The 12,457-nt window shown below is 59.1% G+C and carries 11 protein-coding genes; 2 read left to right on the top strand and 9 right to left on the bottom strand.

Features of this window, described 5'->3' with window-relative positions:
- The 5 genes from H1Y01_RS00170 to H1Y01_RS00190 form a co-directional block, all read right to left on the bottom strand.
- Positions 1-363, bottom strand: a 363-nt coding sequence (locus tag H1Y01_RS00170) for a hypothetical protein (protein ID WP_180538073.1), incomplete at its 3' end; no start/stop codon positions are given.
- 979 nt (positions 364-1,342) lie between these two features.
- Positions 1,343-1,810: an aldehyde dehydrogenase family protein gene (locus H1Y01_RS00175; protein WP_180538074.1), complete on the bottom strand. Its 468-nt coding sequence runs from the start codon at positions 1,808-1,810 to the stop codon at positions 1,343-1,345.
- A 78-nt stretch (positions 1,811-1,888) separates the two neighbouring features.
- A complete protein-coding gene (locus H1Y01_RS00180; RefSeq protein WP_180538075.1) occupies positions 1,889-3,586 on the bottom strand; it encodes an NAD-dependent malic enzyme in 1,698 nt (565 codons plus the stop codon).
- On the bottom strand, positions 3,576-4,241 hold the full coding sequence (locus H1Y01_RS00185; RefSeq protein WP_180538076.1) for a hypothetical protein: 666 nt from the start codon (positions 4,239-4,241) through the stop codon (positions 3,576-3,578). The genes H1Y01_RS00180 and H1Y01_RS00185 overlap by 11 nt, the downstream gene beginning before the upstream one ends.
- 757 nt (positions 4,242-4,998) lie before the next feature.
- Positions 4,999-5,904, bottom strand: coding sequence for an alpha/beta hydrolase (locus H1Y01_RS00190; RefSeq protein WP_180538077.1), 906 nt, complete (start codon positions 5,902-5,904; stop codon positions 4,999-5,001).
- Between the two features lie 81 nt (positions 5,905-5,985).
- On the opposite strand from H1Y01_RS00190, the gene H1Y01_RS00195 reads away from it, so the two are divergent.
- Positions 5,986-6,876, top strand: coding sequence for a sugar phosphate isomerase/epimerase family protein (locus tag H1Y01_RS00195; RefSeq protein WP_180538078.1), 891 nt, complete (start codon positions 5,986-5,988; stop codon positions 6,874-6,876).
- A gap of 1 nt (position 6,877) precedes the next feature.
- Here the strand turns inward: H1Y01_RS00195 and H1Y01_RS00200 are convergent, their stop codons facing one another.
- From H1Y01_RS00200 to H1Y01_RS00215, 4 genes are read right to left on the bottom strand one after another with little or no spacing between them, the layout of a single operon-like run.
- Positions 6,878-7,408 carry a hypothetical protein gene (locus H1Y01_RS00200; protein WP_180538079.1) on the bottom strand — a complete coding sequence of 177 codons (531 nt, stop codon included), beginning with the start codon at positions 7,406-7,408 and terminating at the stop codon, positions 6,878-6,880.
- Positions 7,409-7,427: 19 nt separating this feature from the next.
- Positions 7,428-7,883, bottom strand: coding sequence for a hypothetical protein (locus H1Y01_RS00205; RefSeq protein ID WP_180538080.1), 456 nt, complete (start codon positions 7,881-7,883; stop codon positions 7,428-7,430).
- Positions 7,880-8,476: an RNA polymerase sigma factor gene (locus H1Y01_RS00210; protein WP_180538081.1), complete on the bottom strand. Its 597-nt coding sequence runs from the start codon at positions 8,474-8,476 to the stop codon at positions 7,880-7,882. The genes H1Y01_RS00205 and H1Y01_RS00210 overlap by 4 nt, the downstream gene beginning before the upstream one ends.
- Before the next feature lie 21 nt (positions 8,477-8,497).
- Entirely contained in the window at positions 8,498-10,486 is a 1,989-nt protein-coding gene (locus tag H1Y01_RS00215; RefSeq protein ID WP_180538082.1) for a glycoside hydrolase family 127 protein, read from the bottom strand.
- Positions 10,487-10,555: 69 nt separating this feature from the next.
- On the opposite strand from H1Y01_RS00215, the gene H1Y01_RS00220 reads away from it, so the two are divergent.
- Positions 10,556-12,193 carry a vanadium-dependent haloperoxidase gene (locus H1Y01_RS00220; protein ID WP_180538083.1) on the top strand — a complete coding sequence of 546 codons (1,638 nt, stop codon included), beginning with the start codon at positions 10,556-10,558 and terminating at the stop codon, positions 12,191-12,193.
- The last annotated feature ends 264 nt before the right edge of the window (positions 12,194-12,457 follow it).

A 12,457-nucleotide genomic window follows, 5' to 3' on the forward strand; every position in this document is an offset into this window, starting at 1 on the left:
GGCCGGCAGGGTCTCGGTTGTCGATACGCCTTGGAGGCGGCTCATGGAATCGTAAGTGTCGAGCGCGGTGGTGTTGGCAGAGCCGCCGTTTATTGATGGATAGGTGGTCGTGGTGAGCTTGCCTTCCGTGTCATAGACGAACTTGGCCGTGATCTGGGTGGGAGCTGTGGAGCAATTGCCGCCTTTCAGGATAGAAAGACGCTTACCGATAACATCGCCGGCAACATCATAGGAGTATTCTTCGGTGTACGCACGCGAGGTTGCGGCCGAGGTGCGTGAGCCCCAGGAAACTTCCGCCAGACGGCCCCAGGCGTTGGTCGCGAAGGTTCCGTTGGCGTCTAGCGGATCGGAATCGTAGGTCATCGTGTAGCTTGAACCCGATCCTACACTATAAGTGATGCGGGTCGCGCGCTGATCGCCGACGTAGTTAGAACGCTATCCGTCTCAGCTGAAGCAAGTCGAAAGGTTAGCGGCACAGTCCACTGCTTGCCGAACTCGCAGGTTCGGCCTGACCTGAGGGGCGCGCGCTCGGCTGCTCGCATCGCTAGCTAGCTTGCTGAAGCGGAGTTGGCTCTGCGCTCGCGATTGGCTCGCCTCCATCGGTACTCTGCGACGAGGGAGTAAGCGACGGTACACGCGGCGGCATCCGTTAAAAGCAGCCCTGGACCGATGTCACTGGGCGGCGGGTTGAAGAAGTCTGACAATGTGTATGCCAGCCCTCCGTGGCGAAGCGAAAACGCGATTGACAGTGCCCAGAATACCGTTATTGCCCCCCAGGCCCGCCGAGCGGCTCTGGCCGACTTTGGGAACACCTTTGTGCTTGCGTACCCGAGAAATGCCGCCGCGACGATGCCCGGACCGATCTCGAGCACTGGGTTCCACGGGATCGGATGCCCGAAGAGCGTCTTTGCCGCCGCGTCGAGTGCGATATTAGCGCCGCCCGACAGCAGGAAGGTTAGCAATGGCGCGACAATCGATTGCGAAGTGATCGCGAACAGCGGAATCCCGCTGCTTATCTCGGTTGAGAACATTAGCTGGTATGGTGGGTTGTTTACTGGTTCCCCCGGATTCTCTGGTGTGCTCACATTTAAGTTTCCTTATTTATTGGAAGAAGAGTTGGATAGCTGGTATTTCGATAGGCGGCGGGATTGGATTGAAGAAGCGAAACGGGTCAAACGGTACGGTCTGACCACTCGGGACGTTATTGTAGACGGATGGCAGTGAAACCGTCTTATAGTTCGAGCGATCTATTTCTGCCGGCGCTGGGTGGGCACGCCCTTCGCTCGCAAGTATGAGGCTCTTGTAAGCCTCGATCAAGCAGTCCGGTTTGTGCACACAGGCATTATCGTAGCGGGTAGTGACGTTGGGCCCGGTCGGGATTGTGCCGGCTGGCACTAAGTCCACGCCGCCCGCCATAAGGAAGGTACAACTCCCGCTGCCGCACGGAAACGTCGAGAATAGGCCTCCGCCGGTTCGCAGTCGTATATGCGGCGGAAGACGCCCAGGCGACGTCAATCGGACCCGGAGAGTCGAGTGCAACGAGCCGAACTGGAGCTTCCAAACCGCCGCCCTCCAAGTGCTCGTGCGCGAGAAACCGTTCCGCATGTTCAGCGAAAAAGCGGAAGCCTGCCGCGCACTTTTCCACCTCTTCGAGCGAAGCCGCGATCGGCTTGGCCATTTCCAACGTCATGATGCGTGCGAACCGATCCTTCTCCCCCTCCAGGATCGACGCGGCTGCCGACATCTGTTCCGCGCGTTTGACTGAACTTCGTTTGCCGGTGAATTTGAAACGCCCGGTACTCCAGCGCAAGCCTGGCTTCCAGCTCGACCGGAGTAAGTGGCGAAAACACCCGAACTGTTTCGCCAGTAGCCGGATTCACGCTGGCGATCAATGCCGACTTACCCGTTCATACGGCACATACACCGGTTCCCAGACATTCGCGGCAATCTCCCTCAGCAACTCACTTTGATCAGCCACTCCCGCCTGTCCATCCTGAATCGCGCGCTTCCCCACAGCCTCCGCAATCAGACGGCTCAACTTACGCGAATCGGAAACCGGCGGTAGCAAACTAGCCGACTTATCCTTCTTCGTCGGGACATTCTCCGCCAGCTCTTTCGCAGCGGCCATGATCATCGTATCCGTAACGCGCCGCGCCTTCGACGCCACGATCCCCAAAGCAAGCCCAGGGAAGATATATGAGTTATTCGTCTGATCGATATGGACCTTCTTACCATCGACAGTCACCGGCTCAAACGGACTTCCGGTCCCAATCAGCGCCCGCCCTTCGGTCCAGTCCATCAGATCCTGCGGGGTAGCTTCGCTTCGCGATGTCGGATTCGACAACGGAAAGATGACCGGACGCTCCACATGCCGCGCCATCTCCCGCACAGCGTCCTCTCCGAACACGCCCTTCTGACCGGAGACTCCAATCAACACGGTAGGCCGGGCGTTCCGCACCACTTCGAGCAATCCAATGTCCCCGCCCGAAACCTGCCAGTTCTGTATCTCGGACCTGCTGCGCGCGAAAGGCAACTGTTCCGGACGCACGTCCTTCCCGCCCTCGACCACTAACCCGTGCAGATCAATCGCGTAAAAGCAGCGCCGCGCGTCGTGCTCGGTAACCCCCTCACTAACGCCGCGCTCGCGCATCAACTGCACAAGTAAGTCAGCGATTCCGATCCCCGCGGTGCCGAACCCGACCACGACAATCCGCTGCTGCTCCAGCGGCGTGCCCGTGACCGTAATCGCGGAGAGTAGCGTCGCTGTAGCTACCGCCGCAGTGCCTTGAATATCATCGTTAAAGGTGCATAGCTCGTCGCGATACCGCGCCAGTAAACGCGCCGCATTCGAGCCCGCAAAATCCTCCCACTGCAGCAGCACATGCGGCCACCGGTTCTTTACCGCCTGGACAAACACATCGACAAAGGCGTCGTACTCCGGCCCGCGCACGCGCCGCTGCCGCCAACCAATGTAAATCGGATCGTCTAACCGCTCCTGATTATCCGTCCCCACATCCAGCAAAATTGGGAGGCAACTCTCGGGATGGATTCCTCCCAGCGCCGTATAGAGCGCCATCTTTCCGATTGGTATCCCCATCCCTCCCGCGCCCTGGTCGCCCAGACCCAGAATCCGCTCGCCATCGCTGACTACGATGCACTTCACCCCATCGTAGCGCGGATGGGACAAGATACGCTCCATCCTGTCCCTGTTCGGATAACTTAGAAACAAGCCGCGCGGACGCCGCCAGATCTCGCTGAATCGCTGGCAACCCTCACCGACCGTCGGCGTATACACAATCGGCAGGGTTTCTTCAATGTTCCGCAGCAGCAGCCCATAGAACAGCGTCTCGTTGGTATCCTGCAGGTCTCGCAGTAACGTGTACTTATCGAACGGCGTCGATTGGTTGCGCAGCGCCTGCAGCCGCCGCTGGATCTGTTGATCGAGAGTCCCCACATGCGGCGGTAATAAGCCATGTAAGTCGAATAAGTCGCGCTCCTGATCCGAGAAGGCCGTGCCCTTATTCAAGCGCGGCGTGTTGATCAGGTCGTAGCCCGAGAGCGAAACCGGAATTGAGTTAGTCGACATTGAGATGCAACCGGATCGGCGGCTCTTCGGGAAGCCGCTCCCGTAGTGTATCCGCCGCTTGCGCGATCCCGGCGAACAGTAAGTACGCAGCCTCCCCGCTAATCGCGACAATCTGTATCTTCGCGGGGACCGGCCCCCACAAGTCTCCCGCCTCAACCGCCAGCAATAAGACCGCAAAGGCCGGCATGGCCAACTTACCAAGCCCATTCAGGGGGCGCGTCGCACGCATGTAAAGCCACAATCCCGCAAGTAACAACAAACTCTCCACTACAAAAGTGGCTACCCGGAAATGCCATAATCCCAAACCAACCTCCGGGCCTCCGCGAAACAGCGGCAGATCCGGCGCGTGCGCTACCCAATCCAGCACCCAATGGGAGAACACGCAAACGGCCAGCACCGGACTCTTGAACAAGCGAAACGCCAGCCACGACCATCCCATCGCCATCAGCAGACTATGCGACCACGGATAATCATAGAACACCAGCGAGCTCGCCGGCAGATACCCCGGCACGATACGCGCGTGTTCCCAACCCACCAGGACCAGAATGGCCCATACAATGTCCAGCCATTGAACGGCTAAGAAAGTGACCCCGGCCGAGGTCTTCGGCGCAAACCGTTTGGCCGCCAGCGCAACTCCGTAATGTCCAACGAACATTCCACCGCCATCTTACCTATAGCGGCGTCATAAACTGCTAGGAATGAATATCGCCCCGGCTCGGCGTATCATTCTGACGGTCACCTTACCATTAGCCGCCGTCGCGGGGTCGTCCGTGCTCGCGCTGTTTGTCTATGGCGGCTCTTGGAGTGATTTGGGCGGACCTTGATTGCCGCTGTCCTCTACAGCCTGCCGATCCTCGCGGTTGAAGCGGCGACGGAGAAGACGGTGCGCCGACGGGCGGATCGTTCGCGCTTCCACGATGATGCGGCGGCGATGTTCATAACAGTGAATTAACGTGCTGAAAGACGGTGCTCGGAAATTCAAACGTGGAGTTGTATTCTCGTTTCTCGCGGGGGCGGGAGTACTAACGGCCTGTCAGCTTTTCAACCCCAACTACCAAGCGAAGACGAGTAAGGATATCGAAGTGCGGTTGATATCGGATTCCTCGCAGGTGCGAGGCTTGATATCGAGTAAACCGCCCTCCAGACCGATGAACGGGCTTCGATAAGGCGATTTTTGGACGACGAGGCACCTTTCCTGCGTAGGAATGACGGGCGCGAGCTAGACAGGATTCTACAGCATCCCGAGATCTATGTGCCCGGTCGAATAGCGTTCCTCGATGCGATGGCGAATGTACCTGCCGCGGTCGTCCAGCGAGGATCTTACTGTCGGATACTGCAGGGTTCGCTCGTTATAACAGTGGCGTGGTGATGCCGTAACCTGAATTCCACGCGCACAATCCTGCACAAATTCGTTAAAGCCGGCTATTCAGCTGCTGCTCCAGAAAGCTAATCATCACGCGCTTATACTCGGTCCGGTTGTCGCTCTCCCACCAGCGCACGCCGTGCCCCACGCCCCGCATCGGAAAGACCGTACACACCCCACCCACTGCGTTCAACTTATTGCACATCTCGGTCGATTGCCCAAACGGCACCAGCGTATCCGCGGTTCCATGGATCAGCAGAAAAGGCGGCGCGTCCCTGCGCACCCAAGTAACCGGCGACAGTTCACGCAGCCCTCCCAGCAGCAGACCCTCCCACGGCGTCCCCTGGATCGCCTGGCGCACGGAATCGGGAACGCGTTCGGAGGACTTGGCCAAATCCGCCAGATCGCTCGGACTATAGAAAGCGACCACCGCGCGTACCTCCGTATCCGGAGCTGGACGTAGCGCGGCCATCGATACCAGCTGCCCTCCCGCCGATTCGCCGATCAGGGCGATACGCGTCGGATCGACCCGGTACTCCGAAGCATGCTGCTTGATGAACCGGATCGCCGTGCGTACATCATCCACCGCCGTCCCGAGCATCAGCAGCGACGACGCGCCGTTCGACAGCAGATCGCCCTGCGGCTTCTTGTGAATGTCGGTCGCGAGCCGGTAAGTGATCGAGAACCACGCGAATCCGGCTTGCGCCAGCGGTTGAAACAGCGGCTGCACCGACACGCGTTTATCGCCGGTTACCCAACCCCCGCCATGCACCAGGATCACGGCCGGGAACGGACCCGGTCCCGCCGGCACATAGCCGTCGAACAGAAGAGTGGTTGCGCCGGCTTGTCCGTACTCGACGTCGGTATAGCGGGTGCCCGACAGCGGACGGGTGTCGGCGTGCGAAGTAGCTGCCATGAGGAAAGAAGGAAGGGCGATAGCGATGAATGAGCGCACTCTCCTTTTTTGATGCGCCGCGCGCCTCTTCGGTTAACTCGAATTCGAGCGAGCCCGATTCAGGTTTGATAGTCTGACCGCATGTCTAATCAGAATTCACCGATTTCAAGGCGGTCATTCCTCGGCGCGACAGCCGCCGGCCTCGCGTGCGCCGATCGCGTGTTGGCGCAGCCCATTCCGATGGCGCATCTCGGCGTCCAGCTATACACCGTTCGCAATCTGATGAAGCCGGGTCAAGAAGACCAGACGATCCGCGCCATCGCCTCCATTGGCTACAAGGAAATCGAGGGATTTTCGTTTCCGGATTTCATGCGGATCGCGCCGCTAGCCAAATCGGTGGGACTTAGCCCGGCCTCATGTCATCTGCCTACAGATGCATTACTCGGCAGCAGCAGCTACACCGGCCCGAGTCTAGAAAAGATGTTCGCGGACCTGAAGGGCATCGGAACACAGTACGCCGTAGTTCCTTACATCATGCCCGGCTTGCGTAAGCCGGAGATCCTAGATACTTTTGGCGAAAAGCTGAATCATGCCGGCGAGTTGGCGCACAACGCGGGATTGCAACTCTGCTATCACAACCACGCGTTCGAGTGGGGGCAGATGGGCGGCAAGCGTACCTTCGACCGGATGTTCGCGAATACGGATCCCAAGCTGGTGCAGTTCGAAGTGGACGTGTTCTGGTTGACCGTAGGCGGCGTCGACCCGGTGCATTTCCTCGAAGAGCACGCCGGACGCGTCCCGCTGCTGCATTTGAAAGACGAGGCAAAGGGACAGGCGGTGCAGTACAACGAAAGCGTTCCGAAGGAGACGTTCAAGGAGATCGGCAGCGGGACCGTAGATTTCCCGAGCATTTTCCGCGTGGCCAAGAAGATCGGCGTGAAGCATTACTTCGTCGAGCAGGATCAAACGCCCGGAGACCCGATCGCCAGCTTGCGCACGAGCTACGAGTACATCAAAGCTATGCACGCGTAGCTTACGGATTTAGCGGAGTAGCTGTCAACTCTACTTGCACCTTACGTTTAGACGCAATGTCGTCCGAGGAGAAGATCGTGGTGGGTTTGCGGAGAGTCACGAGCACGTCGGAGTTCCAGCGATTACTTCGGACGATCGGGACGGGATTGGGCTCGGACTTATCTTCGTACGGGACAAGAGTATTGACGTTCACCTGTACATTCAGACCGAGCGTGTCTCTTGTTTCCGACTCGTATCCACAGTCGATGCCCGTCCCGAGACTGAACTCTCGATAGTCCCCGCTCTTTCCGGCCGGCATCGTAACTTTACTGTCTGCGCGTACCGAGCAGGGGCGGGACCCTTTGCGGTCCGAAAGGTAAACAAAATAGTTTCGCACGTCGAGTACTTTACCTTCTTGAATATCTTTGACTGAAAAGTCCAGCCGGTAATATCGTGGCGGCTGATCATCCGGTTTTGGGGGCGCGTCCTGGGCTGAAAGCAAACAGCCAAACGTGATCAAAGCCAATGTGCCTGCCAACACTTTTTGAAACATAAGTATTCTCCTTTTCCGGTTACTGAATTTCCAGCGGCTCGATCTTGAGTTCCGAGATTTGAATGGTTTCGGAACTCTGTTTTTCGACGTCATCAAGTGACTTACTAAGACGGTCCGGGTCGCTTGCAGCGAACTGAACTAACGCGCGCTCTTCGGGGGTAATTCGAGGACCCGGAGCGGCCTGACGCCGGATAGCACGCCGCCCTTGTCTCATCTGGACCGGTGGCGCGAATCGAGGAGTAGCAGGAACATACGCGACCGTCCGAACAACGGCCGGCAGCGGCGGCTCGGGCGCCTGATAGTTCCAGACAGCAACCGTCACCGCGAGACCAGCTAACACGGGAACAAGCACCCACCGCAGCCCTCGATAACGCCGCTGAGAAGTAACCCGACTCAACACCCGCCTCTCAATCCCGGCCCTCGGTTCCCGATCCGAGTAGCTTCGCAGCAGCCGGTCTAAGTCGTGGTCCTTCATCTCCCCAATCCCTCCAACTTCCGCTTAACCATCTCCCGCGCCCGCTGCAGTCTCGTCCGCACCGTACCTTCGGGAATCCCCATCACGCCCGCGATCTCCGGCGAGTTCAAGCCTTGAATGCCCGACAACGCCAGCGGCACTCGCAGCTCATCCGGCAATGAGTCGATCAGCCGGTGTACCAACGACTCGTCATCCGAAGCGATCGCCGTCTGCTCCGGATTCCATGCGACCGACGGCGTATCCGGATCCGGCTCCTCGGTATGGCGCTTCGGCCGTCGACTAACTGCCATCCTCCACGCCGCCCGCGCCAGAAAGGCCCGCTCGTCATCCAGGCCCGTCCACTTCTCCGATCGATAGAGCTTCAGAAAGGTTTCCTGAACCACGTCCTCGGCATCCGAAGCATTCCGCAGGACCGCATAGGCGACCTGGAACACGAACCGCGACTGGCGATGAACAAAGGCCTCGAAGAGCGCGTGCGCGGTGTCACGATCGTCGACTCGAGCCATTCCCCGCGCTCCCGTCGTTAGATCGATCGCCAACATGTTTTCCAGCATCGCGCCGCTCGCATCAGCCCAGTCACAAACTAAGACCATGCCCAGCGGCCAGGCGTTCAGTTATTTTTCCGCGCGGATGTTACCACCGTTCGCAACCGGCACCCAGACTTCCATCTCATACTGTCCGCGGTTGGCCCACGCATAGTAAGGGATGAACGTAAGCTGCACCGGCCGCTCGCGCGGGTGGTTCGCGGCCGCCAGATCGCGATACAACGGATCGTCTTCCAGCGGCTTCGAAGCAGCTAACCCGGCGTGCTCCAGGACCACGATGCCCCCAAGCAGATCGGCGCGGCGCTGCTCTTTAAACCGGGTGTTCGGTGTAAGTTCAAGCGACTCGTCGAACAGACTCAGGGCAATCGGCTGGTCCGGCTTTTCGAGGCAGTAAACCAATGGCCCGCGTTCGACAGCCACGCGGCCGGCATTCTCTCGAACCAGCGGATTCGACGCGGTCAGCCGCGGCGTCATATCGAATGTTATATGGACGCGATCCCCCGCTTTCCACGTCCGGTGCACTTCCGCGTAGTGGCCGGCGGCCGAAGACTGTGTCGCGCCATTGACAGTCAGCCGCGTGCCTTGCGCCCACTCCGGGATGCGGAAGTAGATACTAAACTCCGCGGCGCTACCCGGAGTAACCGTGAAGTCGATCGATCCGTCCCAAGGGTAGTTGGTCTGCTCCGCTATCTTCAGTGCAGTCCCGTTCTCCAGATGCCAGTCGAGCGTATTCGCCCCATAGAGGTTGACATAGAGTCCGCGCGCGCTCGTCGAGTAGAAGTAACCGGGCAAGGCGCCCATCGTGCGCTCGATGTTCGGCGGGCAGCAGTCGGTATCATAAAACGGATTCCGGATCTTCTCCCCGGATGACTCAAGCGGATTGCGGTAACAGTAGAGAGTACCGTCGAGCGACATGCCGGAATTAATGCCGTTATAGAGTGCGCGCTCCATCACGTCGGCGAAGCGCGAATCCCCTTCTACATTGAGCATGCGCCAGTTCCACATATAGTTCGCAATGGCGGCGCAGCTTTCGGTGTAAGCCTGGGCGTTTGGCAGTTCGTATGCGCTGCCGAATGCTTCCCCCTCCGAACGCGACCCCACCCCGCCGGTGATGTACATCTTATGCCGCACTTCGTCCTGCCACAGACGATCTAGCGTCTGCTTATAAGCCGGATCGCCCGTTTCCGCATAGTAATCCGTCGCCCCGCAAGCCGCGTACATCGCACGAACCGCATGCCCGACAAACGCCGTGCGCGAAGTAAACGGAATGCCGCTAAACATATAAGTCGTCTGATCGGGCCGGAGATGCAATCGCTCGGTCTCAACCCCGCTGAGTAAGTAACCTGCGAACTTCAGATACTTCGCCTCACCGGTTTGACGATAGAGCTCGACCAGCGCCATCTCCAGTTCCGGGTGCCCGGTAAGTGCCGGCTTCTTATCGGTACCGAATTCAGAAAGGACGTAATCCGCATAGCGAATCCCGGCATCGAGCAGCCGGCGATCGCCCGTGGCGCGCTGCAAGGCGATCGCAGCCTGCAACAGATGACCCAGGCAATAGAGTTCATGCGACCGGTGCATCTCCGTGAAGCGCAGATTCGCTTTCTCGCCGACATAGTAAGTGTTGAGGTAGCCATCCGGCTGTTGCGCCGCGATAATAACCTTCACCGCCGTATCGACTTTGGCAAGAAGGTCGGCCTCCGCTCCGGGATGTTCCGCGGCGGTCAGGAAGAACGCGGCGGCTTCGATCCACTTATAGATATCGGAATCGGTGTAGACCGGACCTTTACGCGGTGTGCTGGCGGGCGCCGCCCCGGTGAGGCGGCGGAAGTTATCCAGCGTGCCATGCTGTTCGAGCTCGTCGAACATGGTCGGCATGCTCTTCTCCAGCGTGACCGTGCGGCGTTGACCCCAGAAACTGGAGCTGTCCAGTTGCACCGCCTGAATGGGAACCGGATGGAGAACGGCGTCCGGCGAATGGCTGGTGTTAACCACCTGCGCGTTGCTCACCTGCGCGCTCACACCGAACAGAAACAATGGAAACAGTGCGAAATATCGCATGCACTCATTGAATCAGACGCACTGGCGTGGCCCACATCGCGACCCGTTTGCGCTTAAAATTTCAAGAGCATGGCACATCATCTGCATCTACCCGAAGACCGGCGCCGCGAAGCACGGGATCGCCGCGACGAAGCGGCTGAATTCTACCGGAAACAACCCGTCCCCGATCAGCACCCCAACGGAGACACGGAACTCTACCAGGTATTCAGCAAGGGCCTGATCCATGACGATCTCGGGGTTGTCATTCCGAGCTCGTTCGACTCCCTGCTCAAGGCGCTCGACTCCGGCAAGCCATCCGATTTCGAGGCGATTGAAGTCGGGGCCGGCGGTTTCCCGTCAACCAACCGCCAGTTGCTCACCGATCCGCAAGCCGGACTCGCCTGGGACACGGAATGTCCGGACACCATGCAGTACGCGATGCCCGCGCCTCCCAAGTTTCTGAGCCGCGAAGCAATGGGAGAGATTGCGGAGGACTATTGGATGGCGCTGCTGCGCGATGTAGCCTTCACCGATTACGACGCGAACCCGGTCGCGCAAGCCGCGGCAGATCACCTGACCAGTTTCGGCGCAGACTTCAAAGGACCCAAGGATGCGAGCGGCAAAGTAACCACCGGCACGTTGTTCCGCACCGCGCTGGCGGGCGCGACCACCGGTCCGCTGCTTTCCCAATTTCTGGTCTGGGACATCCCTTATGGGTCGCAGAAGACGCCCGCGCAAGTCTACTTCGGATTCAACGGGCCGGCGGACTACATGGTTCCACCGGATGAGTATTTGAAGGCGCAGGAAGGTTATATCTCTGCGAACCCGGCTCCGATCGGGCCGTACTACCTCAAGGGCGGTCGTGAAATGTCACAGTACGTCCATATCGACGAGCTCTTTCAGGCGTATCTCAATGCTTGCCTGTTGCTGATATCACCCGGAGTCCGCGGCGGTTTCAACGTTCCGCGTTCAACGGGAATACCCTACACGACATCCAAGACCCAGATGGGCTTCGGTACTCTCGGCGATCCCAACTTCAAGGTACTGGTTGCCGAGATTGCCACGCGCGCGTTGAAAGCGGTCTGGTATCAGAAGTGGTTCGTACACCGCAGGCAGCGTCCTGAGAACTTCGCGGCCCGCATTCATTACCAGAAGACAGGCGCCGCGGATTACGGTCTCGACTTATCGAACATGGACGCTGTGTTAGGTCCGATCCAGACGCACAATCAAGAATACGATCCGGAAAGTTACATGCTGCCCATGGCCTTCCCTGAAGGCGCTCCGACCCATCCGGCTTACGGGGCCGGTCACGCCACAGTGGCGGGCGCTTGCGTCACGATCCTTAAAGCATTGTTCGACGGTACGCAGACGTTTGGCGGCTTGGGGCTAACTCCCCAGATCATCGACACCAACGGCCAGCGAGTGCCCTGGACTGGCGACGCGAGCACGCTAACCATTTGGGGAGAACTCAACAAGCTGGCCGGAGACATCGCCAACTCGCGCAATATGGCCGGCGTACACTGGCGCTCCGATTCCAGCGCTTCCCTTGCCCTCGGCGAGTGCATCGCCATGAACTTCCTGCGAGAGACGGCGGCGACTTATAACGAAGGCGTCACGTTCACCTTCCCGGACTTCTCGGGAACAATGGTGACCATCGAGACGAAGCGCCCCACCGAGTGGGAAGCAAGTGACTTCACCTGCGCTAAGGTCGTCGGGACGAGTAGCTAAGGTCTACTGCGCCGGACACCGGGTATACCGAGTGAGCCGTACAGCCCCACTCCGAGCCCGACCGAAAGGGAGGGTCCTCCGCGTTGACCCTATCCGGGTGGAACAGCATATGTTGCAGCCATTTTCGACGAAGACCGCGCACAGGGAACAATCCCTAAACGAAGACGCGACCCGCTCCCCGCGTCGTTAGACGAGTACGAAACTTAAGCCCGGCGCGACTTCGCGCCGGCAACCTTCGGAAGTTCGAATTCGTGTATCGCCGCT

Source organism: Nevskia soli (assembly GCF_903970205.1).
Lineage (GTDB): Bacteria > Acidobacteriota > Terriglobia > Bryobacterales > Bryobacteraceae > Bog-113.

Coding starts and splice junctions, on each gene's coding strand:
- H1Y01_RS00195 (WP_180538078.1), top strand. CDS start 5,986: ATGTCTAATCAGAATTCACCGATTTCAAGGCGGTCATTCCTCGGCGCG.
- H1Y01_RS00220 (WP_180538083.1), top strand. CDS start 10,556: ATGGCACATCATCTGCATCTACCCGAAGACCGGCGCCGCGAAGCACGG.
- H1Y01_RS00200 (WP_180538079.1), bottom strand. CDS start 7,408: ATGTTTCAAAAAGTGTTGGCAGGCACATTGGCTTTGATCACGTTTGGC.
- H1Y01_RS00215 (WP_180538082.1), bottom strand. CDS start 10,486: ATGCGATATTTCGCACTGTTTCCATTGTTTCTGTTCGGTGTGAGCGCG.
- H1Y01_RS00210 (WP_180538081.1), bottom strand. CDS start 8,476: ATGGTCTTAGTTTGTGACTGGGCTGATGCGAGCGGCGCGATGCTGGAA.
- H1Y01_RS00185 (WP_180538076.1), bottom strand. CDS start 4,241: ATGTTCGTTGGACATTACGGAGTTGCGCTGGCGGCCAAACGGTTTGCG.
- H1Y01_RS00180 (WP_180538075.1), bottom strand. CDS start 3,586: ATGTCGACTAACTCAATTCCGGTTTCGCTCTCGGGCTACGACCTGATC.
- H1Y01_RS00205 (WP_180538080.1), bottom strand. CDS start 7,883: ATGAAGGACCACGACTTAGACCGGCTGCTGCGAAGCTACTCGGATCGG.